The sequence below is a fragment of the Hymenobacter busanensis genome (genome assembly GCF_008727865.1).
Lineage (GTDB): Bacteria > Bacteroidota > Bacteroidia > Cytophagales > Hymenobacteraceae > Solirubrum > Solirubrum busanense.
This window is the reverse complement of the sequence record NZ_VTWU01000001.1, coordinates 691644-716271: the sequence shown is the minus strand read 5'-3', so window position 1 is coordinate 716271 and position 24628 is coordinate 691644. Positions and strand designations below refer to the sequence as shown.

General features: G+C 61.1%; 25 protein-coding genes. 15 read left to right on the top strand and 10 right to left on the bottom strand.

Features of this window, described 5'->3' with window-relative positions; genetic code table 11:
* Positions 1-39: 39 nt before the first annotated feature.
* From F0P96_RS02930 to rsmA, 5 genes are all read right to left on the bottom strand, one after another.
* Positions 40-447 (bottom strand): hypothetical protein, encoded by a 408-nt coding sequence (locus F0P96_RS02930; protein ID WP_151077232.1) that lies wholly within the window; start codon positions 445-447, stop codon positions 40-42.
* Positions 448-598: 151 nt separating this feature from the next.
* Positions 599-1468, bottom strand: a complete 870-nt coding sequence (locus tag F0P96_RS21375; protein WP_160620002.1) for a nuclease A inhibitor family protein — start codon at positions 1466-1468, stop codon at positions 599-601.
* A gap of 146 nt (positions 1469-1614) precedes the next feature.
* Positions 1615-2085 (bottom strand): transcription elongation factor GreA, encoded by a 471-nt coding sequence (gene greA, locus F0P96_RS02920; RefSeq protein WP_151077231.1) that lies wholly within the window; start codon positions 2083-2085, stop codon positions 1615-1617.
* Between the two features lie 166 nt (positions 2086-2251).
* Positions 2252-3193: an NAD(P)-dependent oxidoreductase gene (locus tag F0P96_RS02915; protein WP_151077230.1), complete on the bottom strand. Its 942-nt coding sequence runs from the start codon at positions 3191-3193 to the stop codon at positions 2252-2254.
* 87 nt (positions 3194-3280) lie between these two features.
* Positions 3281-4081: a 16S rRNA (adenine(1518)-N(6)/adenine(1519)-N(6))-dimethyltransferase RsmA gene (gene rsmA / locus F0P96_RS02910; protein ID WP_201743880.1), complete on the bottom strand. Its 801-nt coding sequence runs from the start codon at positions 4079-4081 to the stop codon at positions 3281-3283.
* Between the two features lie 160 nt (positions 4082-4241).
* On the opposite strand from rsmA, the gene F0P96_RS02905 reads away from it, so the two are divergent.
* From F0P96_RS02905 to accC, 10 genes are all read left to right on the top strand, one after another.
* A complete protein-coding gene (locus tag F0P96_RS02905; RefSeq protein ID WP_151077228.1) occupies positions 4242-5690 on the top strand; it encodes a leucyl aminopeptidase family protein in 1449 nt (482 codons plus the stop codon).
* Positions 5691-5863: 173 nt separating this feature from the next.
* Positions 5864-6877 (top strand): 4-hydroxythreonine-4-phosphate dehydrogenase PdxA, encoded by a 1014-nt coding sequence (gene pdxA / locus F0P96_RS02900; protein ID WP_151077227.1) that lies wholly within the window; start codon positions 5864-5866, stop codon positions 6875-6877.
* 188 nt (positions 6878-7065) lie between these two features.
* Positions 7066-7434 carry a helix-turn-helix domain-containing protein gene (locus tag F0P96_RS02895; RefSeq protein ID WP_151077226.1) on the top strand — a complete coding sequence of 123 codons (369 nt, stop codon included), beginning with the start codon at positions 7066-7068 and terminating at the stop codon, positions 7432-7434.
* A gap of 79 nt (positions 7435-7513) precedes the next feature.
* Positions 7514-8050 (top strand): YceD family protein, encoded by a 537-nt coding sequence (locus tag F0P96_RS02890; protein WP_151077225.1) that lies wholly within the window; start codon positions 7514-7516, stop codon positions 8048-8050.
* Positions 8051-8116: 66 nt separating this feature from the next.
* Complete coding sequence (gene rpmF, locus F0P96_RS02885; RefSeq protein WP_151077224.1) at positions 8117-8338, top strand: 50S ribosomal protein L32; 222 nt, start codon at positions 8117-8119, stop codon at positions 8336-8338.
* 81 nt (positions 8339-8419) lie between these two features.
* The gene (plsX, locus tag F0P96_RS02880) at positions 8420-9361 is read left to right on the top strand and encodes a phosphate acyltransferase PlsX (protein ID WP_151077223.1); all 942 of its coding nucleotides are present in this window, start codon (positions 8420-8422) and stop codon (positions 9359-9361) included.
* A 99-nt stretch (positions 9362-9460) separates the two neighbouring features.
* The gene (locus F0P96_RS02875) at positions 9461-10474 is read left to right on the top strand and encodes a beta-ketoacyl-ACP synthase III (RefSeq protein ID WP_151077222.1); all 1014 of its coding nucleotides are present in this window, start codon (positions 9461-9463) and stop codon (positions 10472-10474) included.
* A gap of 195 nt (positions 10475-10669) precedes the next feature.
* Entirely contained in the window at positions 10670-11233 is a 564-nt protein-coding gene (gene efp, locus F0P96_RS02870) for an elongation factor P (RefSeq protein WP_151077221.1), read from the top strand.
* A gap of 28 nt (positions 11234-11261) precedes the next feature.
* A complete protein-coding gene (gene accB, locus F0P96_RS02865; protein ID WP_151077220.1) occupies positions 11262-11756 on the top strand; it encodes an acetyl-CoA carboxylase biotin carboxyl carrier protein in 495 nt (164 codons plus the stop codon).
* A 170-nt stretch (positions 11757-11926) separates the two neighbouring features.
* Complete coding sequence (gene accC / locus F0P96_RS02860) at positions 11927-13270, top strand: acetyl-CoA carboxylase biotin carboxylase subunit (protein ID WP_151077219.1); 1344 nt, start codon at positions 11927-11929, stop codon at positions 13268-13270.
* 92 nt (positions 13271-13362) lie between these two features.
* Here the strand turns inward: accC and F0P96_RS02855 are convergent, their stop codons facing one another.
* The 3 genes from F0P96_RS02855 to F0P96_RS02845 all read right to left on the bottom strand — a co-directional run bounded on the left by F0P96_RS02855 (position 13363) and on the right by F0P96_RS02845 (position 15845).
* Positions 13363-13839 carry a TPR end-of-group domain-containing protein gene (locus F0P96_RS02855; protein WP_151077218.1) on the bottom strand — a complete coding sequence of 159 codons (477 nt, stop codon included), beginning with the start codon at positions 13837-13839 and terminating at the stop codon, positions 13363-13365.
* Between the two features lie 51 nt (positions 13840-13890).
* A complete protein-coding gene (locus F0P96_RS02850; RefSeq protein ID WP_151077217.1) occupies positions 13891-15090 on the bottom strand; it encodes a TPR end-of-group domain-containing protein in 1200 nt (399 codons plus the stop codon).
* Positions 15091-15263: 173 nt separating this feature from the next.
* Complete coding sequence (locus F0P96_RS02845; RefSeq protein WP_151077216.1) at positions 15264-15845, bottom strand: DUF3109 family protein; 582 nt, start codon at positions 15843-15845, stop codon at positions 15264-15266.
* Between the two features lie 169 nt (positions 15846-16014).
* Here F0P96_RS02845 and F0P96_RS02840 point away from each other — a divergent pair, with 169 nt between their 5' ends.
* The 5 genes from F0P96_RS02840 to F0P96_RS02820 all read left to right on the top strand — a co-directional run bounded on the left by F0P96_RS02840 (position 16015) and on the right by F0P96_RS02820 (position 22872).
* Positions 16015-17205 (top strand): hypothetical protein, encoded by a 1191-nt coding sequence (locus tag F0P96_RS02840; protein ID WP_151077215.1) that lies wholly within the window; start codon positions 16015-16017, stop codon positions 17203-17205.
* 133 nt (positions 17206-17338) lie between these two features.
* Complete coding sequence (locus F0P96_RS02835) at positions 17339-19570, top strand: ATP-dependent helicase (protein WP_151077636.1); 2232 nt, start codon at positions 17339-17341, stop codon at positions 19568-19570.
* Between the two features lie 254 nt (positions 19571-19824).
* Positions 19825-20556: a DUF4290 domain-containing protein gene (locus F0P96_RS02830; protein ID WP_160620004.1), complete on the top strand. Its 732-nt coding sequence runs from the start codon at positions 19825-19827 to the stop codon at positions 20554-20556.
* A gap of 6 nt (positions 20557-20562) precedes the next feature.
* Positions 20563-21873, top strand: coding sequence for a UDP-N-acetylglucosamine 1-carboxyvinyltransferase (murA, locus tag F0P96_RS02825; RefSeq protein WP_151077213.1), 1311 nt, complete (start codon positions 20563-20565; stop codon positions 21871-21873).
* Positions 21874-22014: 141 nt separating this feature from the next.
* A complete protein-coding gene (locus F0P96_RS02820) occupies positions 22015-22872 on the top strand; it encodes a DUF4349 domain-containing protein (RefSeq protein ID WP_151077212.1) in 858 nt (285 codons plus the stop codon).
* Positions 22873-22995: 123 nt separating this feature from the next.
* On the opposite strand, the gene F0P96_RS02815 is transcribed toward F0P96_RS02820, so the two are convergent.
* Positions 22996-23331, bottom strand: coding sequence for a phage holin family protein (locus tag F0P96_RS02815; RefSeq protein ID WP_151077211.1), 336 nt, complete (start codon positions 23329-23331; stop codon positions 22996-22998).
* Positions 23332-23459: 128 nt separating this feature from the next.
* Entirely contained in the window at positions 23460-24557 is a 1098-nt protein-coding gene (locus tag F0P96_RS02810) for an agmatinase family protein (protein WP_201743881.1), read from the bottom strand.
* Positions 24558-24628: the final 71 nt, after the last annotated feature.

Below are 24628 nucleotides of genomic sequence, written 5' to 3'. Positions count from 1 at the left end.
ATGCATCGGGCGGGGCTTTTCGTTGAAAGGTACGGGGAGCTAGTCGCGGGTGCCGCTGTCGAAGCCCTGCACCAGCGCCTTCTTCTCGGCGGGCGTGAGCGGGCGGTTGCTGGCGGCCGCGTACAACGCGCAGGCCCGTTCCGCCGATTCGATGCCGAGGGCTTTTACGCGCAGCCCCCACAGCACCAAGGCGTATTCGGGCTTGGTGTACATGTTGCCGTCGTGCAAAAACATGCTCTGCTTTTTCGAGGCCAGCATTTTGGTGAAATCCAGCTCGCCGCCCTTGGTCTGCTCGCGCACGTAGGCTTCGATGTTGGCCGGGGCCGGGGCAGCGGCCGTCGTTGGCACCGAGGTTTCGGCCGGGGCGGGTACGGCGGCGGCCTGGTTTTGCGCCAAGCCGGCGGTGCTGCAAGCCAGCAGCATCAAGCCCAAAAGAAGTTTCAACATAACGGTGGGTGCGAGGGGTGAACGAGGCAGACGTACGCATCAACGCGAGTTACCGGTTCTTACGTGCCGTGGTCAGCCGTTTTCACCCGCTGCTCGCCGATGCGCCGCTACCTACCCTGCATAAACCGCTCCAAACCAGCCCCAACCGGGCTCAGGTTTCCACCAGCGTCACCTTGAAGCCCGCCAGCTTGCCGGTGCTGGTTTTGCCCAGCGCGTAGGCTTCCAGCTGCGGGCCGGTGCCCACGCGGTACACTTGCGTGTTTTCCAGCTCCTGCTTGAGGTACATCTGCAGGGCCTTGTAGCGGTTGGCCAGGTCGGGGTTGCCCAGCACACCGTCGTCGGCGGTGTGGTTGCGCAGGAAGAACATCAGGTCCTGCACGTCCACTTTGGTGTCGGCAGGCTTGTCGAGCAGCTTCAGCACGTCTTTCGGCGTCACCTCACCACTTGGCGCGTCGTAGCTCACCACCGTCAGCGGCGACTCCGACTCGCTCAGGAAAAGCAGGTCTTTGGTGAGGAGCTCCAACTGTTCGAGGGCAGGATCTTGCTTGCCGCCTGCCTTGGCGGCTTTGCCCTCGGCCGCGTGCGGGGCGGGGCTGGAAGCCGCCTTGACGGAAGCACCGTCGGCGCCTGACACTTGGGCGGCAATGGCTTCGGCCAGCTCCTGCATGCGTTTTTCGGCCACCTTAATCTTGGGGTTGGCGAAGTTCATGTCCGATACCCGGTTCATCGGAATCAGGTGAATGTGGGCGTGCGGCACCTCCAGCCCAATCACGGCCACGCCAATGCGCTTGCACGGCACGGCCGCCTTCACGCCCTTGGCTACGCGCTGGGCAAACTGGTGGAGTGCGGCTAGCTCGTCGGCGGGCAGGTCGAAGATGTAATCGACTTCGCGCTTGGGAATCACCAGCGTGTGGCCTTCTACCAGGGGCGTGATGTCGAGGAAGGCCAGGTGCTGGTCGTCTTCGGCTACTTTGTAGGCGGGCAGCTCGCCCGAGACGATGCGGGAAAAGATGGAAGGCATGTTGGCGGTTGGCTTTTAGCGGTTGGCGGTTAGGAGCGGCCAAGAACGCGAAAAGGCTTCTGTTTTTCACAGAAGCCTTTTCGGGGTGTTACCAAAGCCGGCTGACAAGCGAAAGGCCATCAGCTAACAGCCAATAGCTGCTGCAGCTAGCGGCTTACTTCCAGGATTTCGAACTGCAGCTTGCCGGCGGGCACGGTAATTTCGGCCACGTCGCCGGCCGACTTGCCCAGCAGGCCTTTGCCGATGGGCGACTTCACCGAGATTTTGCCGGCGGCCAGGTTGGCTTCTTCCTCGGCCACCAGCAGGTAGTCGAGAATCATGTTGTTCTTCAGGTTCTTGAGCTTCACCTTGCTCAGAATGAGCACCTTGGTGGCATCCAAGTTGGAGTCGTCGATAACGCGGGCGTTGCCGATAACTTCTTCCAGCTTGGAGATTTTCAGCTCCAACAAGCCCTGGGCTTCTTTGGCGGCATCGTATTCGGCGTTTTCACTCAGGTCGCCTTTGTCGCGGGCCTCGCGCAGCTGCTCGGCAGCTTCGGCGCGGCCGCGGATTTTGAGGTCCTGCAGTTCGTCCTTGAGCTTCTGCAAGCCTTCGGGGGTATAATAATTAACGGCCATGACGAGGGAAGGGGCAACAGGTAAAAAACAAGGAGAACGGCCGGCGGTGCCAGCCGTTCTCCCGAACAGGCAAGAGCAAATATACGAATTGGTGCCCACAGTGCGCAAGCTGCGGCATACAGGCCAGCCCTAGCAGAGGCCCGTTCTGCGAACAGGCAGGCACAGGCTAGCCGCGCATCAATTCCCCTATTTTACGGGCCAGCACCTCGTTTATGCGCTGGTAAGACTCGTGCGTCCAGCCCGCTACGTGCGGGGTAAGCACCACGTTGGGTGCCGTGCGCAGGTAGCCAAATCGGGCTTGTTGCTCGGGCTTCAGGGCGCCGATTCGTTCGTTATCGAGCACGTCGAGGGCGGCGCCGCGCACGTGGCCTTGCTGCAGCAGCGCCGCCAGGGCCGCGTGGTCGAGCACTTCGCCGCGGGCCGTGTTGAGCAGCCACAGCGGCCGCCGGAAACCGCGCAACAGACCCTCGTTCACGAAGCCGTGGTTGGCCGTGCTGTAGGGAATATGGATGCTGAGCACGTCGGCGCGCTGCTGCAGCTCGTCCAGCGGCACCAGCGGCAGGTAGTCGGTGGGTTGCACGGCGGGGTCGTTGTCGAAGCCCAGCACCTGGCAGCCAAAACCGCGCAGGCAGCTGGCGAAGCTCTGGCCCATGTGGCCGCAGCCGATGATGCCCACCGTGCGGGCACTCAGCTCGTAGCCCCGGTTGGCTTCGCGGCGCCATTGCCCGTTGCGCACTTCGGCGTCGGCCGCGGCTACCTTGCGCAGCAGCGCCAGCAGCAGGCCCACGGTAAACTCGCCCACGGCCTGGGAGTTGCCTTCGGGCGCGTTGATAAGCTGCACGCCCGCCGCATCCAGCGCCGCCATGTCGATGTTGTCGATGCCGGCGCCGGCGCGGGCCACGTAGCGCAGGTGCTTGCCGTGGCGCAGCAGCTGCGCGGTTACCTGCACTTTGCTGCGCACGATGAGGCCTTCGTAGGGCTTCTCGGCCAGGGCGGCGGGCACCTCGGCGGGCAGCAGGTCGGGGTCGTAGTCAATCTGCACGCCCTCGGCCTTGAGCAAGGCTTTGAGCGTGGGGTGCATTTCGTCGATAACGAGGCAAATACTCATAGCAATGACCGAAACAGGTGGTTGTTATCCGGAACGGCGGCGCAGCGGCTACCTCCAAAACCAGTGGCCCCGGTGCATCGAACGCGCCTACTGGTTAGCCGATTGCATCTGGGCCGACACGAGTTGCGTCAGGCCCACAAAATCGGCCACACTGAGTTGTTCGGCGCGCTTGTCGAAGAGCGGGTCGGCGGTTACCTCGGCCGAGAGGCCAAACATTTTCATGCAGTTGCGCAGGGTTTTGCGGCGCGTGGCAAAGGCTTGCTTCACCACTCGAAAAAACAGCACCTCGTCGCAATCGAGCTTTTCGACCTTGTTGCGGGTGAGGCGCAGCACCGCGCTTTGCACCTTGGGCGGCGGAATAAACACGTGCGGCGGCACCAGAAACAGCAATTCCACGTCGTACCAAGCTTGCACCAGCACGCTCAGGATGCCGTAGGTTTTGGAGCCCGGCCCGGCCGCAATGCGCTCGGCCACTTCCTTCTGAATCATGCCCACCGACTCGCGCACTTGCTGGCGGTGCGCCAGAATGCGGAAGTAAATCTGGGAACTGATGTTGTAGGGGAAGTTGCCGATGACGCTCAAGGGTGCGCCGTCGAACTGCTTGCCCAGGTCCATTTTCAGGAAGTCGGCCTCCAGAATCCGGCCCTGCAAGCCCGGAAAGTGCACTTTCAGGTACGCCACCGATTCGCGGTCAATTTCCACGACCGTCGTTTCGTAGTCGGCCGTGCGCTCCAGCAAAAACTGCGTGAGCACGCCCATGCCCGGCCCCACTTCCAGCACGTGGCGCACGCCCTCGGGCAGGCGCAGCGACTCGGCAATGCGGCGGGAAATGTTCAGGTCGGCCAGAAAGTGCTGGCCCAGGTGTTTTTTGGGGGCGACGCGGTCCAAGGAGCGGGTGGGCAGAATGCTATTCCGCCGATAGTGTAGGCCGCAAAAGTACGAAAGCCCCGCCGGGTCAAGCCTACGCCGCTTCGCAGCCACATTGCCCCGCACGCCGCAGTTGCGCATAACCGGATAACTTGCGCCACCTAAGCCCTAGCCCACACCTATGCCACTCCACCTTGCTTCCGCCGCCGCGCTGCCCCAGGGCCCCGCCGATACCGTCGTGATTCTGCCCGCTGGCACTACGTCGCTGCCGCCCGAAGTGCCGCTGCTGCCCGAGGCGGCCCAGCGCTACGCCGACGAGCAACTGGCCGCCGAAAGCAAGCTGTTTGCCGTGAACCTGTACACGCATCGGCTCTACGTGGTGGTGGTGAACGAAAAGAAAACCGCCGACCTCACCGCCGAACAGCTGCGCCGCAGCGGCCACCAGTTGCACGCCAAGCTAGTCGCAGCTAAAGTGAAGGCCCTGCACATCGTTGATCTGACCGCCGACAAGCAAGCCGCGCTGCCCCTGGCCGAGGGGCTGTACCTGACGGCGTACCAGTTCGAAGGCTACAAAACCGACGAGAAATCGAAGAAACCGGCGGCGCTGGAGCAGGTGACGCTCGTAGGCGCCGCCGAGGCCGACGTGCAGCAGCTCGACAACCTGCTGCAAGGCGTGGCCCTGGCCCGCGACTTGGTGAACATGCCGCAGAACAAGCTCAATGCCACCGAATTTGCCGAGCAGATGGCCGCTGCGGGCGAGCGGGCCGGCTTCACCACCGAAATCCTCGACTTCACCCACATCGAGTCGCTGCGCATGGGCGGCCTGCTGGCCGTGAACCTGGGCAGCCCCGAGCCGCCCACCTTCACCATTATGGAGTGGAAGCCCGAAGGCGCCAAAAACGCAAAGCCTGTGGTGCTCGTGGGCAAAGGTGTGGTGTTCGACACCGGCGGCCTGAGCCTGAAGCCCACGCCCGCGAGCATGGACATGATGAAGTGCGACATGGCCGGCGCCGCTGCCATGACGGGCGTGATGTACGCCTTAGCCAAAAACCAGGTGCCGCTGCACGTCATTGCCCTGGTGCCCGCCACCGACAACCGCCCCGGCGGCAACGCCCTGGCCCCCGGCGACGTGATTACCATGCATTCGGGCCTGACGGTGGAAGTGCTCAATACCGACGCCGAAGGCCGCCTGATTCTGGCCGATGCGCTGAGCTTCGCCAAGAAATACCAGCCTGAACTCGTCATCGACGCCGCCACGCTCACCGGCTCGGCCGCCCGCGCCATTGGCAAAGAAGGCATCGTAGCCATGGGCACCGCCGACGAGGAGGTGATGCAGCAGCTGGCCCGCGCCGGCCGCCGCACCCACGAGCGCGTGGTGGAGTTTCCGCTCTGGGACGAGTACGCCGAGCACATCAAGAGCGACATTGCCGACATCAACAACCTGGGCAAAGCCGAAGCCGGCGCCATTTCGGCCGGCAAATTCCTGGAACGCTTCACCGAAGGCTACCCGTGGATTCACCTCGACATTGCTGCCCCGGCCTTCCTCACCGCCCCCGACAACTACCGCGGCAAAGGCGGCACCGGCTCCGCCGTGCGGCTGCTCTACACATTCCTGACCAGCCGCGCGTAGTCAGGTTATATCAGACCGTCATGCTGAGCGGAGTCGAAGCATCTCTACCGCTTCGCCTGATACTATTCAACGAAGCGGTAGAGATGCTTCGCCATGCTCAGCATGACGACCATGTTCATCTGCTAACAGCTAATTGGCTGCTTCAAGCTCGCCTCAAGCCCCCACCCCTTCTCATGCTCCCCCGCATAGCCATAACCACCGGCGACCTGGCCGGCATCGGCCCCGAAATCATTTACCGTACCCTACAGGATGCACGCATGCTGCGCTTCTGCACGCCGGTCGTCTACGGCACCGCTGCCACGCTGTTCGACGACTTTCCGCAGGACAAGCAGCACACGCCCATGGCTTTTCGCCAGGTGCGCGAAGCCGCCGACATCGTCGAAGGGAAAATCAATGCCGTGACCTGCTGGGACGAGGAAGACTTCACCCTCACCCCCGGCCAGCCTTCCGAAGCTTCGGGCCGCGCCGCCCGCCTCTCGTTGCTGGCTGCCGTGCGCGACATGAAAGCCGGGCTGCTTGACGGCCTCGTTACCGCGCCCATCAGCAAAGACAACACCCAGGGCGAAGGATTCAATTTTCCCGGCCACACCGAGTTTCTGGCTCACCACTTCAGCCCGCACAACGACAGCCTGATGCTGCTGGTGGCCGACGAGTTGCGCGTGGCCACCGCCACCGGCCATATTGCCCTAAAGGATGTGCCCGCTCGCCTCACGCCCGAAGTGCTCAGCGGCAAGCTGCGCATGCTGCTGCACTCCCTGCGTCACGATTTCGGCATTGCCAAGCCGCGCGTGGCCGTGCTGGGCCTGAACCCGCACGCCGGCGAAAACGGCCTGCTGGGGCGCGAAGAGCAGGATTTGGTGCAGCCCGTCATCCAGCAGTTTCTCAACGAAGGCCACCTCGTGTACGGCCCCTACCCCGCCGACGGCTTCTTCGGCACCCGGCAGTACCAGCAGTTCGACGCTACCCTGGCCCTCTACCACGACCAGGGCCTGATTCCGTTCAAAACCCTCGCCTTCGAGCGCGGCGTGAACTACACGGCCGGTCTGCCCGTCGTTCGCACCTCACCCGACCACGGCACCGCCTACGGCCTGGCCGGCAAGTTCGCCGCCGACCCCACCTCGTTCCGCGAGGCCCTCTACCTGGCCTGCGACCTGATCAAAAACCGCACGGCCGCCGCTGCCAAATAGTTTGTGGTTTCCTCTCCGAGCCCGGCACTGGTGTAAAAAACAGTGCCGGGCTTTTTGCTGCGAACGAAACAATCTTTTCAAAATCGAAACTTTGTTTGTGCTTTCAGAATTCGCACCCCATCTTTGCAGCCGCTTAGCGTAGTTCGACCACTATGGTCGGCCTTCTGCTCAGCTTCTAACTCGCTTTCATGACTCTCCAAGAACCCGCCGATTACAGAGCAGCCCTGCGTCGCCTCGATGCGTTGGTAGCGGCCGGTTTCGAAGGCAACCCGGAGCTGGAAGCCGAGTTTCGGGAGCTGATTGTAGCCATTGACACCTACGAGGACAAGCTGGGTTTGCTGCCCATTCCCAATCTGCCGACCACCCTGGCCGACATGATTGAGCTGAAACGGCAGCAGATGCGCCTCAAGCAAAAGGACCTAGCGCAGCTGCTGGAAGTGCCGGCCGGGCGCCTTTCCCAGATTCTCAGCGGCAAGCGTCGCGTGACGCTGGACCTAGCCAAGAAGCTCTACGAGCGGCTCGGCATCAGCCCCGAATTCATCCTCAAAACAGCATAACCCGCTCATCCCAAACCCGCAGGCGCTGCGCAAAACGCGGAAATCTTCCTACTTTTGCCCCCTGCATTTGCCCCAACCCGTGAAAAAGGACCTTCGCTACGATCTGCCGATTGCCAGCCTGAGCGAGAAAACGCACGACTTCGGTTTCGACCTCGACAAGGCCTTCTTCGAGCAGTTCGACCAGACCCTGATTCCGGACGGCAAGCTGCTGGCCGACGTGAAGCTGGACAAAAACGACCGCCGCATGGTGCTCGACATCCACATTCACGGTACCGTGCAGCTGATTTGCGACCGGAGCCTCGACGAGTTCGACCAGCCCATCGACGTGCAGCACCAGTTGCTGGTGCGCTACGGCGACCACACCGAGGAGCTGGACGACGACGTGCTGCAAATCACGCCCGACACGCAGGTTCTGCCGCTGGCCCAGCACTTGTTCGACTACATCGGTCTGGCCTTGCCCATGAAGAAGCTGCACCCGCGCTTCCAGAATGAGGAAGACGACAACCCCGATTCTGAGGTCAAGCTCATTTACTCCTCGGGCACGGCCACCGACGACGAGGACGACGATGAGGATACCAGCGACCCGCGCTGGAATGCCCTGCGCAACCTCAACTAAGCGCGGCTACGCTTCGCTTTTTCTGCCGAAAATCTTTTCCTTCGCTTTCCAACCTGTTTTTCACTCATGGCACATCCTAAGAGCCGCATTTCCTCCACCCGCCGCGACAAGCGCCGCACCCACTACAAGCTCGACCCGAAGGCTGTGTCGACCTGCCAGACCACCGGCGAGACCCACCTGCGTCACCGCGCTTACGTGGTAGACGGCGACCTGTACCTCAACGGCAAAGTGGCCATCAAAGACTACGCTCCCGTAGCCGCGGCCGCTCCTTCTACCGACGAAGAATAGCCTGACCCGCCCCGACTAGACCGGCGGCCGCAGCCCGGCCGCCGGTTTTTTCCTATCTGCCCTCCCCCGAACACCGCTTACATGAAAATAGCCCTCGACGCCATGGGAGGCGACTTTGCCCCCCAAGCTGCCGTGGATGGTGCCGTGCTGGCCGCTGAAAAGCTGGCCGGCAAAGCCCAGATCGTGCTCATCGGCCAGGAAGATGCCGTGCGGCCCCTTCTGCAGGCCCACGGCGACGCCGCTGCTTCGCTTGAACTCATTGCCGCCTCGCAAATCATTGAGATGGGCGAGCATCCCGCCAAAGCCTACCAGCAGAAGCAGGATTCGAGCATTGCGGTGGGCTACCGCATGCTGCATGCGGGCGAGGTCGAGGCCTTCTGCTCGGCCGGCAACACGGGCGCCATGCTCGTGGGCGCCATGTTCTCGGTGAAGCCCGTATCCGGGGTTATTCGCCCGGCCATTGCCAACTTCGTTCCCAAGCTGCACGGTGGCTACGGCATCATGCTCGACGCCGGCGCCAACGCTGAGTGCAAGCCCGAAATGCTGGAGCAGTTCGGCGAGTTGGGCTCGTTGTACGCGCAGTACGTGCTGGGCATCGAGCGGCCGAAAGTGGGCCTGATGAACATGGGCGAGGAAGAAGGCAAGGGTACGCCCCTGCTGCAAGCCGCCCATCAGCTGCTGAAGGTGAATCCGCACATCGACTTTATCGGCAACATCGAAGGTCGCGACCTGTTCAACGACAAGGCCGACGTTATTGTGTGCGACGGCTACACCGGCAACGTGATTCTGAAGCTGGCCGAGAGCATCTACGATTTGCTCGACGCCCGCAACATGCACGACCCCTTCTTCGACCGGTTCAACTACGAATCGGTCGGCGGTTCGCCCATTCTGGGCATCAACGACAACGCCATCATCGGCCACGGCGTGAGCACGCCGCTGGCCATCTGCAACATGCTGATTCAGGGCTACCAGATGGCCCACGCCGGCATTGCCGACCAGATCAAGGACACGTTCAAGTCCTAACCTACCCCAAGCATTGGGCAAAGTCCGGCCCCGGCGGGCCGGGCTTTTTGCTACCTTGCGCCACCTTTTCCTTTCCTTTTGCCGCTTTTACCTTCCAGCATGAAGCTGACCGCTGCCATTACCGGCGTAGGCGCCTACGTACCCGACTACGTGCTCACGAACGAAGAACTCGAACGTTTGGTGGAAACCAACGACGAGTGGATTCAGTCCCGCACCGGCATCAAGGAACGGCGCATTCTGAAGGGTGAAAACCAGGGCACCTCGGTAATGGCCATCAAGGCCGTGCAGCAGTTGCTGGACAAAACCGGCACCCGCCCCGAGGAAGTGCAGCTGCTGATTTGCGCCACCACCACCCCGGACATGGTCTTCCCGGCCACAGCCAACATCATTTCGGAGGGCGTGGGCATCAAAAACGCCTTCAGCTACGATATTTCGGCTGCGTGTTCGGGCTTCCTGTTTGCGCTGGCCACCGGGGCTTCCTTCATCCGCGCGGGCCTCTACAAAAAGGTAATCGTGGTGGGGGCCGATAAAATGTCGGCCATTACCGACTACACCGACCGCACGACCTGCATCCTGTTCGGCGATGGCGCCGGCGCCGTTATGCTGGAGCCGAGCACCGACGGCTACGGCATCCTCGACCAAGAGCTGCGCGCCGATGGCATTGGTGAGAACTACCTGTTCCAGAAAGCCGGCGGTTCGCGCCGCCCGCCGTCCATCGAAACGGTGACCAACCGGGAGCATTTTGTGTACCAGGAAGGCGCGACGGTCTACAAGTTCGCCGTGAAAGGCATGGCCGACGTAGCTGGTACTGTGGCCGAGCGCAACAACCTTACGCCCGACACCATCAAATGGTTGGTGCCGCACCAAGCCAACAAGCGCATCATCGATGCTACCGCCAACCGCGTGGGTATCGGACCCGAAAAAGTGATGCTGAACATCCACAAGTACGGCAACACCACCAACGCCACCATTCCGCTGTGTCTCTCCGACTACGAGAGCCGGCTGCGCAAAGGCGACGACCTGATTGTGGCGGCTTTCGGCGGCGGCTTTACGTGGGGTGCGCTCTACGTGAAGTGGGCCTACGACCCGAAACCTGGCCCGCAAAACGCCTAAGCACGGCGGCCCAGACGCGGGAAACTCCTATACTTGCACCCCCGACGTGCCGCCCCGCCAAGTACCGGGTCGGCACGTTTTGTTTCGCTCGTAGCTGTTCGTTGATGGCTATTAGCTTTTTCCTTCCGAATTCCAGATCGTTTTCCCCATAGCTATTAGCCAACAGCTATTAGCCAACAGCTTAAATCAACCAACATGGCCACCACCGCGGATTTTCGCAACGGTCTCGTGCTCAACTACAACGGCGAGTTGCACGTCATCACCGAATTCCAACACGTGAAGCCGGGCAAAGGCCCCGCCTTCGTGCGCACCAAGCTGCGCAACATCAAAACCGGCAAGGTTCTCGACAACACCTTTAACGCCGGGGTGAAAGTGGAAACGGCCCGCGTAGAGCAGCGCCCCCACCAGTACCTGTTCAAAGACGACTACGGCTACACCTTCATGGACAACGCCTCGTTTGAACAAGTGGTGTTGCCCGAAGCCATGGTGCCCTTTGCCGACTTGATGAAGGAAGGCCAGGAAGTAACCATCCTGTTCCACGCCGAAACCGAGCAGCCCCTCACGGCCGAACTGCCATCGTTTGTGGAACTGGTGGTGACCTACACCGAGCCGGGCCTGCGCGGCGACACGGCCACCAACACCCTGAAGCCCGCCACCGTAGAAACCGGCGCCCGCATTCAGGTGCCCCTGTTCATCGACCAAGACCAGAAAATTCGCGTGGACACCCGCGACTACTCCTATGTCGAAAGAGTCAAATAAGCTGCCGCAGAAGCCTAGCCCCGCCGCCATGAAAGCCAAAGAACTGCAGGAACTGATCGACTTCATTGCCAAGTCTGGTCTGAACAAGGTCAACATCGAGACCGAAGAATTTAAGATTTCGGTACAGCGCGAGCCCAACACCAAGCAGGTGATGAGCCACGCCGCGCCCGTACACCACGCTCCGGCACCGGCAGCGGCGGCCTCCCCGGCTCCGCAAGCTGCTGCTCCGGCCGCCGCACCCGCTGCCGCCCCGGCCGCGGCTCCCGCCGCTGCCAGCAGCAATACCGAAGCCATCAAGGCGCCGATGATCGGTACATTCTACCGCTCGGGCAGCCCCGACAACCCGCCCTTCGTGAGCGTGGGCGACGTGGTGGAGAAAGGCCAGGTGATTTGCATCATCGAAGCCATGAAGCTCTTCAACGAAATCGAGTCGGAGCAGAACGGCCGCGTGGTGAAGGTGCTGGTGGAAAACGCCTCCCCCGTGGAGTACGACCAGCCGCTGTTCCTCATCGAGCCGATGTAATTGTTCGGAAACTTGCCGAAACAGTGGTTTCTGTCATCCTGAGCAACGCGAAGGACCTTCTCCCGCGTGAACAACTCGCCTGCGAGTAACCAAGCGGGGAAGGTCTTTCGCGTTGCTCAGGATGACAGCTGCTTTTGGGCGGTTCTTGATATCCTTTCCCCAGCCACACCATGTTCAAGAAAATACTCATTGCCAACCGCGGCGAAATTGCGCTCCGCGTGATTCGTACCTGCCGCGAAATGGGCATCAAGACGGTGGCCGTGTACTCCACCGCCGACAAGGAAAGCCTGCACGTACGTTTCGCCGACGAGGCCGTGTGCATCGGCCCGCCGGCCTCGCGCGACTCGTACCTGAACATTCCGAACCTGATTGCCGCCGCGGAAATCACCAACGCCGACGCCATTCACCCTGGTTACGGATTCCTGAGCGAAAACGCGGAATTCTCGCGCATCTGCCGCGAAAACGGCATTAAGTTCATCGGCGCTTCGCCCGAAATGATCAACGGCATGGGCGACAAGGCTTCGGCCAAGGCGACTATGAAAAAGGCCGGCGTGCCCACCATACCCGGTTCCGAGGGCCTGCTCTCGTCGATGCAGGAAGGTATCAAGGTGGCCGCCAAGATGAAGTACCCCGTTATTCTGAAGGCTACGGCCGGCGGCGGCGGGCGCGGCATGCGCATCATTCGGGCCGAGGATGAGTTCGAAAAGGCCTGGAACGACGCCCGCACCGAAGCCAAAGCCGCGTTCGGCAACGACGGCGTGTACCTGGAGAAGTTTGTGGAGGAGCCCCGCCACATCGAAATCCAGATTGTAGGCGACCAGTTCGGCACCGTTTGCCACCTGTCGGAGCGCGACTGCTCGATTCAGCGCCGCCACCAGAAGCTGGTGGAAGAAGCCCCGTCGCCGTTTATGACGCCGGAGCTGCGCGAGAAGATGGGCAAGGCCGCCGTGGCCGGTGCTGCCGCCATCAGCTACGAGGGCGTGGGCACCATCGAGTTCCTGGTCGACAAGAACCGTGACTTCTACTTCATGGAGATGAACACCCGCATTCAGGTGGAGCACCCCGTGACGGAGGAAGTCATCAACTACGACCTCATCAAGGAGCAGATTAAGGTGGCCGCGGGCATTGCCATTTCGGGCAAAAACTACACGCCCACGATGCACGCTATGGAGTGCCGCATCAACGCCGAGGACCCGCAACGCGACTTCCGCCCCTCTCCCGGCAAAATTACCGTGCTGCACATTCCCGGGGGCCACGGCGTGCGCGTGGATACCCACGTGTATGCTGGCTACACCATCCCGTCGAACTACGACTCGATGATTGCCAAGCTCATCACCGTGGCCCAGACCCGTGAGGAATGCGTGGTGAAGATGAAGCGCGCCTTGTCGGAATTTGTGGTAGAAGGCGTAAAAACCACGATTCCCTTCCACCTGAAGCTGATGGACAACGAGGACTTCAAAGCCGGCAACTTCACCACGAAGTTTCTGGAGTCATTTGACTTCTCGACGCTGTAGAAATCGATTTACTGGAGTGCAACAACGCCCGGCCGGATTCTGCCGGGCGTTGTTATTTATAGTTGTAACCTGTGGTTCTCGCCGGCCACCCCCTACTGTTTTTTTGCCGGCTGCGGGGTTGGGGATTGGGCTTTAGGGACTTGGGTCAATGGGGTCGATGCCTTGCGCACCGGAGCGCGAAGCGCATTGCGGGTGGTGCCCTGCAATACACTGTCGAAACGCTTGTCGGCACGAAGCAACGCCAAATCGGGGTCCGTGCGCAGGCCGTTCACGTCGGCGTAGCCCAGCGCATTGGCTTGCTGTAGCGCGGCCAAACCAGCAGTGACGTTGCCAGCCAACGACTCGATGCAGGCTAGGTTGTAACGGTGCATCGGGTCGCGCGGCTCGTAGCCAATGACCTGCTGACACAACGCGCGCGCCTTCCGGTAGTCGCCGGAGCGGAGCGCCTGCATCAGGTTGGGGTAAGTGGCAATGACGGCCTGGTGCTTGGCTACGGCGTCGGGCGACTGGGCTTGGGCCGAAACTACCAGCAGCAGGCATACGGCCCAAGTCAATACAGCGTGCTTCATACCCGCAAGTTACAGCGGTTCTACACTCCCTGCGGTTTCGCCACCCACGGTTTACTGCCGCTTGAACATGGTTCCGTTGAAGTACAGCCGGTCGGGAAACACTTTGGTTTTCTCGTCGTCGAAGGGAAACGTGATGCCGCGGGTGGTTTTGCCGGTGCCGTCGGTGAGGGTGAGGTAGTAGCCCTGCCACTGCCAGCGGCCGGCGTTTTTGCTCTGCGACCCACCCGATACCGTGGATTCGCTCGACACGCTTTTGACAGAGGCTACCCCGTCGCGCGAGAACGTGCCGTCGGCGTTCAGCCGAATGGTGTTGGAGGTAATGATGGAGCCACTACCGCTGCTCACCGACTCGCCGCCCTCGTAGCTGCCGACCAACTGGTTGGCGCTGGTGAAGGGCTTCACCGCCGAAAACAGGCCCATATCCCACCCAAACGAACGGGCCTGGGCTTCTACCTCGCCCTTGGTGGTCGTGCCGTCCGACCACTTGATGGTCATCTGGTTGCCGCTGACCTGATAGGTGCCTTTGGTGCCGCGGTGCGCTGCTAGCTCAGCCGCCGAGAAGCCGGTAGGGTCCCAGTACACGCGCCCATCGGGGGCGAAGTACCACACGCGCTTTTCCAGGGAGCCGGTGGCAATCCAGTACCGAGTCATGAAGAACAGACCCACGGGTTTGTTACCCATCATTTTGGCCGGCACGGGAGGCGTGGCGGCGCCTAGTGCGGCGGACTTGGGAGCCGCTGGGGACGCTGGCGGTTTGACTGCCGCAGCCGCTGCCGGGCGGGCCCCTACCGGCCGAATGGTGGATGCCCCAGCCGGCGCAGCAGCCGGACGTGCTGCGGTTGCTGCGCCGCCCGCGTTGCGCGTGGCCGCCTGCACGATTCCCGCAAATCGGGCGTCGGGGCGTACGGCCGCTAGGTCGGCGTCGGTTTGCAGACTACGGGCATCGGCATAGCCCAAGGCGGTAGCTTGGTTGAGGGCCGCAAAGGCCGCAGTGGCATTGCCGGCCAACGACTCGATACAGGCCAGGTTGTAGCGGTGCGTGGGGTCGCGCGGCTCGTAGCCAATGGCCTGCATGCACAGAGTGCGGGCGTTACCCAGGTTGCGGTCTTGCACCGCCTGCAGCATTAACGGGTAAATGGCCACCACGGCTTGGTGCTTGGTGTCGGCGTCGGTTTGGGCATAGCTGGACTGCCCGGAACCAACCAATAGGGCACCGAACAACAGTACAACGGGGAGAAAATGTGCTTTCATGGGAAAACGGGGGGAAACGTTGACAGGCAGAACTTACCACAGCAAAAGCATTTTCTGCTGCTTAGTCGATGAACAGGCTTCTGCACTCTACCAACCAGTTCCAGAATCCAACCGAGCCAAAAAAGGCAGCGCCAGAGTCCACAAAAAAAGCCGGCTGGTGAGCCGGCTTTCATTTACGCTTCCGTGGCGGGCTTGGGGTTCTCGATTTCATGCACCAGCTCGCCGTACCACGCCGGGCCGTACTTGCGAATCAGCGGTTCCTTCAGAAACTTATACACCGGCACGCCCAATGAAGCGCCGAAGGCGCAGGCCGGGTTGCAAATGTCCCACCGGTCGTAGTTCAGGGCGTCGAACTCGTCGTACTTGCTGATGCGAATGGGGTACAGGTGGCAGCTGATGGGCTTTTTGAAGGTGGTGGCCCCGGCCAGATAAGCCTGCTCGATGCCGCACTTCAGTATGCCCCGCTCGTCGTAAAGGGCGTAGGCGCACTCCCGGTTATCGATGGTGGTGGTGGAGTAGTCGTCTTCCCAATCCTTCACGTAAAGGCCTTGCTCCTCGATGGCGTGGCGGCCGGCGTGGGTCAGGAAGGGCTTGATGTTCTCGTATTCTTGCTCTAAAATCTTCAGCTCGGCTTCTTCGAGCGGCGCGCCCAGGTCGCCTTCCACGCAGCAGGCGCCCTTGCAGCGCTCCAGGTTGCAGACGAAAAACTCGTCGCGGACGTCGTCGGAAACAATGGTATTCTGGATGACAATCATGATGGGTTCCGAAAAGCGGACCGCAAAGATACGGCGTCGGGGTTCGGGGTGAAACAGAAGCTTGTTGTGCGAAGTTCGTTGCCCACGTTGCCGGGCGCAGACTTTAACACTTTCAACATAGGCAATTACTTATACATTTATTGTTGAGCTTGGCCTGACCTGAAACTATATGACTGCTGGCGTTACTCCTGCTTTTACCACCGTGTCCGTGTGGCATTTGCTTAACACCATCGCCGCTGGTGTTGCATTGGGGCTGATGCTGAGCCCCTTTCTCTACGAATTGGCCGTAGCCAACGGCATCGTGGCTCCGGCGGAAGCTGTGCGGTCTAGTTGCGGTGATACTCCAGCCGAATGGGCAGCCGTGCGAGTAGGAATCATCTGGGGTTTAGTAACGGGGGTTGCGCTGGTGGCGGGCCAGGTAGTGCGCAGGCAGCGTTGGGTAGTGCCGGATGTGGTGCTCGATGTCGTGGCCCTCTTTCTGAGCCTTACGCTGCTGAAATACGGGTTTGTAAAGGTGTTGGGCACGCAGTTTCCGCGCTTGTGGGCAAACCTAGACACGCCGCCGGCCGAACTCACGCCCATGCGTGTAGCTTGGCAGTTTTTTGGGTATTCGGCGGCGTATCAACAATTCCTGGGTTGGGGCGAGGTGCTGCCAGGCGTGCTGCTGCTGTTTCGGCGTACCCGAACACTGGGCGCGTTCATAGCGGCGGTGGTCATGCTAAACGTGTTCCTGGTCAACATCTTCTTCGATGTATGCGTCAAAATTGGCTCCGGCAGTTACTTGTTCTTCGCGCTGCTGCTGCTTAGCCAGGACGCAGACCGGATGTGGCAGTTTTTTGTGGCGCACCGCCCGACTGCCCTGCGCACCTTGCCAGCTACGGCCGCCCGCTTCGGCAAGCGCGGCCGCGTGCTATACCGCGGCTTGGGGGTGCTGCTGACGTTGGGAGTAATTGGTTTAACTGCTCAGGATCTGCAAGGTATCCGCGAATACGCTGCCTCGCAGAAGTCCGTTTTTCCCTACACGGGCGTTTGGGAAACCATCCAGGCCGCCCGTTGGACCGATGGCCGCTGGCAACCCCTCGCGCCTGCCGACTCGGCTTATCCTACTCGAGCATATTTTCAGGCCGCCCAAGCCGTGCTGCGCAACGCCGCGCGCCGCGACCGGTTTGTGACCGAGCTGGATTCGGCCCGACCCGACGAAGCCCTCCTGATGGTAGCCCGCAATGAATCCAATGACTTCGCGGAGCCGCGCCGCTGGGTATACCATGCCGTTCAGCCCGACTCCTTGCGCCTATTGGGGCGCTGGCGCCAAGACTCTTTGAAACTAAGCCTGCGCCTGAACCGAAACCTGATGAAATAGTCGAGGTTTGGTGCCCGTGGCAAAGAAGCCCGCCGACTAACCAGATTAGCCGCCGCGGTACTTCTTCCCCCGCACCTTTCGCCCTACCTTTGTTGTTTAGCCGCAGAGCTAGCTTCAAGGAGACCGAATGGCACTGGATTATATCAACCTACTGAACGAGTCGCAGCGCGGCGCGGTGTTGCACACCGAGGGCCCGGCCATGATTATTGCGGGCGCAGGCTCGGGCAAAACGCGGGTACTCACCTACCGCATTGCTCACCTACTGGAACAGGGCGTCGACCCGTTCAACATACTGGCCCTGACGTTTACCAACAAAGCCGCCCGCGAAATGCGTGCTCGTATTGAGAAGGTGGTGGGCCCCGAGGCCAAGAACCTCTGGATGGGCACTTTTCACTCGATTTTCGCCCGCATTCTGCGCTCGGAGGCCGACAAGATTGGCTACCCGCGCCACTTCACCATCTACGATACGCAGGACACCAAGACGCTCATCACCCAGATTGTGAAGGAGCTGGACCTCGACGACAAGCTCTACAAGCCCAGCACGGTGCTCAGCCGCATTTCGGCCGCCAAAAACAAACTGATTTCGGTGGAGCAGTACTTGCAGGACCCCGTCATTCGGCAGGACGACGAGGCGGCGCTGCGCCCCAAGATTGGGGTGCTCTACCAGCAGTACCAGCAGCGCTGCTTCAAGGCCGGCGCCATGGACTTCGACGATTTGTTGTACCAAACCAACGTGCTCTTCAAGGACCACGTGGACGTGCTCAACAAGTACCAGAACATCTTCCACCACGTGATGGTGGACGAGTATCAGGACACCAACTACTCGCAGTACCTGATTACGCGAAAGTTGGCGGCCAAAAACCGCAACATTTGCGTGGTGGGCGACGACGCGCAAAGCATCTACGCCTTCCGCGGCGCCGACATCCAGAACATTCTCAACTTCGAGAAGGACTACCCCGAGCTGGCCATCTTCAAGCTGGAGCAGAACTACCGCAGCACGAAGAACATCGTGAAGGCGGCCAACTCAGTCATCAAGAACAACCAGGCCCAGCTGCGCAAAAGCGTATTTTCCGACAACGAGGAAGGCACCAAGATTGAGGTGATTCGCGCCGCGTCGGACAACGAGGAAGGCAAGCTAGTGGCCAACAGCATCTACGAGGACAAGATGAACCACCATCTGTCCTACGAAGACTTTGCCATCCTGTACCGCACCAACGCGCAAAGCCGCGCGATGGAAGAAGCCCTGCGCAAGCTCAACATCAAGTACAAAATCGTCGGGGGCCTGTCGTTCTACCAGCGCAAGGAAATCAAGGATTTGGTGGCCTACCTGCGCCTGACGGTAAACCCCAACGACGAGCAAGCCCTGCGGCGCGTCATCAACTACCCCAAGCGCGGCATCGGCGACACCACGGTGGCCAAAATCATCACGACGGCCGACGAGATGAACGAGACGCTCTACGATGTGGTGTGCAACGCCCAGCAGTTTCTGCCCGCCCGCATTGCCGGGGCCGTGCAGCAGTTCGGCGACCAGATCAAGAGCTACGCCGTGGTAGCGACCAAGGACGACGCCTTCGAAGCGGCCAAGTTCATTGCCAAGAACTCGGGCATGATCGAGGACCTCTACGCCGACAAGAGCATCGAGGGCCTCTCGCGCTACGAGAACATCCAGGAACTGCTGAACGGCGTGAAGGCCTTCGTGGAAGACCCCGAGCGCGAGGACAAGTCGCTGGCCGCCTTCCTGCAAGACATTGCCCTGGTTACCGACACCGACCTGAAAGACGCCAAGGACGAGGGCGACTCGGTGACGATGATGACCATTCACTCGGCCAAGGGCCTGGAGTTCCGCAACGTGTACATCGTGGGCATGGAAGAAAACCTCTTCCCTTCCCAAATGATGATTACCTCGCGGGCCGATTTGGAAGAGGAGCGCCGCCTGTTCTACGTGGCCATTACGCGGGCCGAGAAGAAGCTCACGCTCAGCTACGCTACCTCGCGCTACCAGTGGGGCAACCTGCGCAGTTGCGAGAAAAGCCGCTTTATCGACGAAATCGACCCCACGTACGTCGACTTCAAGTACGGCACCGAAGAAAGCCCGTTTGCGCCGGTTTTGGAGCGCCGCTCCAACTTGGTGGCCGTGCAGAAGCCCCGCCTGACCGTCGCCAAAGCTTACGTGCCTTCGGCCGATTTCAAGCCCTCCGATACCACCAACCTGGCCGCCGGCAACAAGGTCGAGCACCCCAAGTTCGGCTACGGCACGGTAACCAAAATGGAAACCCAGGCCGGGCAGACCAAGGCCGTCATTCAGTTTGACGAAGTGGGCGAAAAGACACTGCTGCTGAGCTTCGCCAAGCTGCGAATATTGTAGCCCGCGGGTAGCGCGCATCGCAGAGCAACGAAGCTAACTTTCAGTGCGCGTACGGTTGAACGACGCTCGTGCGGACGGCTGCACCAATGCGCGAACGGAAAGTTAGCGCTACCTCTTTCCAATCGAACCCGGCCAACTGCCGTATATTTAGCCCTGCAAATAGCCGAGCCGTTTTCCGCTCGGTTCTTCGGCTGGCCTCCCGCCTATCCCGTAGGTTGATTCCACCCGCCGCCGGAGCTATTTTCTCTCTGACAATGACCGAAACCCTTTCCCCGCAACTCGAACTGTTGGTTCGGGAGTACGGGCAAAACACCTTCCAGCTGGCCCAGATGCTGCTGACGGTGGAAGACCGCGCCGAGCGCACCAAGCGCGCCACCCAGGTGGTACAGCTCATGTTCCGCCTGAACCCCGGTGTGCGCGAGCAACAGGACTACCAGCACAAGCTCTGGAACCACCTCTACGCCATGACCGGCAACAAGCTGGAAGTGGACGCGCCTTTTCCGCTTACCGGCCTGGAGCAGTTCAACAACAAGCCCACGCCCATCGGCTACCCGGTGAAAGGCCCCAAGCTACGCCCCTACGGCAAAAACGTGGAGGAAATGGTAGCCAAAGCCACCGCCATGGAGGATGCCACCGAGCGGGAGCAAGCAGCGCTTACCATCGGGCGGGTGATGAAGTTCCTGCACCGTATGCACAGCAAGGACGTGCCGAAGGATCTGACCATCATCAAGCACCTGAAAGACCTGTCGGGCGGTAAAATCGCGCTGGACCAAGCGCAGGTCGATGCGGCCGGCGGGTTCGACACCATGACCGGCTCGGCCAGCCAAGGCGGCGGGGGCGGTAGCCGGCAAGGCGCCTTTGTGGTGCCGCAGCCGCGCGGCGACCGGGAACAACGTCGCGGAGGCGGTGGCGGCAAGAACGACCGCGGCCGCGACAAGCGGCGGGGCAAAAAGGGAGGACGTGAACAGCAACAAGCGCCGCAATAAGTAAGCATGGCTGCAGCATTTGAAGTAATCGGCGGGAAACCGCTGCGCGGCGAGATTGTGCCGCAAGGAGCCAAAAACGAGGCCCTGCAAATCCTTTGTGCCGTTCTGCTCACCGCCGAGCCGGTCACGATCAGCAACATCCCCGACATCCGCGACGTCAACAAGCTCATCGAGCTGCTGGGTAGCATGGGCGTAAAAGTGGAGCGCCTTTCGGCCGATACCTACCGCTTCCAGGCCGATGCCGTAAACCTCGAGTACCTCGACACCGAGGAGTTCATCAAACAGGCCCGCGAGCTGCGCGGCTCGGTGATGATTCTGGGTCCCATGCTCGGCCGCTTCGGCAAGTGCCAGCTGCCCAAGCCGGGCGGCGACAAAATTGGCCGCCGGCCGCTCGATACGCACTTTTGGGGCCTGCAAAAGCTCGGCTGCGACCTGAAAGTGGAAGGCCCCGATTTCTACAAGATGTCGGTGCAGGGCAAGCTGCGCGGCGCCTACATGCTGCTCGACGAAGCCTCCGTAACCGGCACGGCCAACATTCTGATGGGCGCGGTGCTGGCCGAAGGCACGACGTCGATTTACAACGCGGCCTGCGAACCGTACCTGCAGCAGCTCTGCAAAATGCTGGTGCGCATGGGTGCCAACATCCAGGGCATCGGCTCCAATTTGCTTGTCATCGAAGGCGTGGACTCGCTCGGCGGCACCGAGCACCGCATGCTGCCCGACATGATTGAAATCGGCTCCTTCATCGGCCTCGCGGCCATGACGGGTTCGGAAATTACCATCAAGGACTGCCAGATTCCGGAGCTGGGCCTCATTCCCGACACCTTCCGCAAGCTGGGCATCAAGCTGGAATTCCGTGGCGACGATATTTTTGTGCCGGCGCAGGACCAGTACGAAATTGCCACCTACCTCGACGGCTCCATCCTGACGGTGTCGGACCACACCTGGCCCGGTTTCACGCCCGACTTGCTGAGCATTGCGCTGGTGGTGGCTACCCAGGCCAAAGGCACGGTGCTCATTCACCAGAAGATGTTCGAGTCGCGCCTGTTCTTTGTCGACAAGCTGATCGACATGGGCGCGCAGATTACCCTCTGCGACCCACACCGCGCCATCGTCATCGGCCTCGACAAGCGTCGCTCGCTGCGCGGCATCACCATGACCTCGCCCGACATTCGGGCCGGAGTGGCCTTGCTGATTGCGGCCCTGTCGGCTGAGGGCAAAAGCAAAATTCTCAACATCGAGCAGATTGACCGCGGCTATCAGAACATCGAAGGCCGCCTGCAGGCCCTCGGCGCACAGATAAAGCGCGTGGAGTAGTTCCTGCAGTTCCGTGCAAAAAGCCCTGCCCCTCCGGCGGGGCTTTTTTGTTTGCTGCCGGTTCGTGGGTTACCCGCCGCGGGCGTTTGGATAAAGAGAAAGGCTGCGCAGCTTTCATCTTTCTCCCCACTCCCCTTTCCGATGAAACGTCTGTTGTATCCCGTCCTTCTCGGACTGGGCCTGGCCGCCTGCGGACAAGCCCCAAGTGAAACCCAAGTGGCCGATGCTGCGGAAAGCCCGCAAGTAGCCACTCAAGCATCACCCGCTACCTCTTCAGCCGCTGCTATTCCTTCGGCTGCGCTTGCCGACAACCCGGGTTCTGTAGTGGCCCTGCCCACGCCGGAATTAGCTCGCAACATTGTGTACCGCGGCCAGATGAGCCTGATGGTTGATGATTTTGACCAGACCACGCAGCGCGTCACCGAGCTGATTCGCCGGCACCGGGCGGTACTGGGCACGGCCCACGAAAGCCGCGCCAACGGCCAACACCAGCAGGAAATGACCATTAAGGTGCCGCCCGCCAACTACCTGGCGTTTCTGGCCGAGTTAAGCCAGTTTGGGCAGGTCGAAACCAAGGACGTAGCCTCGGCCGATGTAACGGCTGACATGCTAAACGCGGCCGTCATTATCGACGTGAAGCAGCAAGCCGTGGCGCGTAATCAACAGGAACTAACCCACGCGAAGAATGCGGCCAAAACCCAGCGGCTTCAGACGCAGAACCAGCAATTGAATGGCGAAATAGCGGCCGTGCGGGCGCGGTTGAAGGAGTTGGGCGAAGAAAGTGCTTGGGCCAGCCTCACGTTGCGCTACCACCAGGTGCTGCCGGCACCATCGCCCACCCGCGACGTTGCGCCGGAGTTTACGGCGGCTTTTCAGCAAGGCTGGTCGGTGCTTTTGCGGTTGGCCTTGGTACTGGCCTACGGGTGGCCTCTGGTCCTGCTGGCACCCGTGGTTTTTTGGTGGCGCCGCCGGTGGCAGCTGCGCAACGCGCACGTGTAGCTACCAGGAGGCGGGGCCTACTGGCTGCTGCTGCTGCGTTGGCGGCGTAGGCAACTTGTCTCCTAAAACCCGAAGGCCCGGTTCCTGCAGGAACCGGGCCTTCGGGTTTGCAAACTGTTAGGGTTAGTCGATAACCAAGTCGATGATGGCCGTGACGATGGACAGCACGATGCTGAACAACAGCGCCGCCACAAACCCATCGAGTTTGAAACCGGGCAGGATGTAGGCTGCCAGCCCCACGATGGCGGCGTTAATGACGAGCAGGAACAAGCCCAGCGTGAGGATGGTGATAGGAAAGCCGATGATTTTGAGGATGGGTTTGAGCACGGCGTTCAGCACGGCCAGCACGATAACCAGCAAAATGGCATCGGTGAAACCTGCCAAATGGGCGCCAGGCAGGTACTTGCCCAGCAAGTAGGTAATGACGGCTGTGAGCAGAAATTTCAGGAGGAAGCCCATAGAACCCGAGGAAGGAATGGAAGTGAAGGAAAACAAGAAGCCCGGCGGCTTGCGTCGCGCAAACTCGCCGGGCAACTATACGAAATCTGGAATACATGGCTGCAGCATACCAGCCGCAACCGCGTTTTCTACTCCGTTTCCATGCCGGTGGCCTTCAGCCGGCCCTGCGATACGGCCATCCAGTTGGCCATTTGGTAGAGCAGGCGGGCGCCCACGTTGCCATTCCAGTCGGTGTCGCCGGGGGCCACTTCGTTCAGGTCGCAGCCAATGATCTGGCGGCCCGAGCGCACCACGGCCCGAATCAGGTATAGAGCTTCCTCAAACTCCAGTCCGCCGGGCACGGGCGTGCCGGTGCCGGGGCACAGCTTGGGGTCGAGGCCGTCGATGTCGAAGCTCAGATACACCTTCTGGGGCAGCTGGGCAATGATTTTGCCGCACACTTTCTTCCACGACTTCTTGGCAAACTGCTCTTCCCGCAGGAAGCGGTGGTGGAACATCACCACGCGCCCGCCCGATTGGGCAATCAAATCAGCTTCTTGCTGGCACAAGTCGCGAATGCCTACCTGTACGAGCTTCTTCACCTGCGGCAGTTGCAGGGCGTTGTACATGATGGACGCGTGCGAGTACTCGAACCCTTCGTAGGCGATGCGCAAGTCGCAGTGGGCGTCAATCTGCAGGATGCCAAACTCCTCGTGGCGCTCGGCCAGCGCGTGCATGTAGCCCAGCGGGGTGCTATGGTCGCCGCCGAGCAGCACCACGCCTTTGCCGGCATCCAGGTACGCGCCGGTTTTCTGCTTCAGCCACTCGAGCAAGGCTTTGCCGCTCTCGGTGACTTTGGCCGGCACCGTTTGCAGGTTGGCGGCACCTTTGCTCGGCTTGCCGTCTTCCAGCCAGCCGATGTACTGTTCGGCCAGCTTGCGCAGGCGCGAGCTTTCGGCTTCCCATTCGGTGTCCACATCTTCCATGGCCAAGCCCAGCTTCCAGGCGTCGGGCAGGTCCGGGTCGTAGAGGTCTACCTGCGCCGAGGCTTCGTGAATGGCCGCCGGGCCCTGGGCCGTGCCGGCGCGGTACGACACGGTGACTTCCCACGGCACGGGCACCACCACCACCTGCGCCTCTTCGGGCGTGAATGGCAAGCCGAACAAACCGCCGGACGTGTCGCCCACGGCGTTGGGGTCGAAAGAGGCTATTTTTTGCTGAAGGGCCAGAACCGTTGGGTCGTGCATAGCGGACAAGGTCTAGGGTGAGAAAGGCGCTGAAGCGCCCGGGAACGGTACGAACAAAGCAAAAAAGAAAT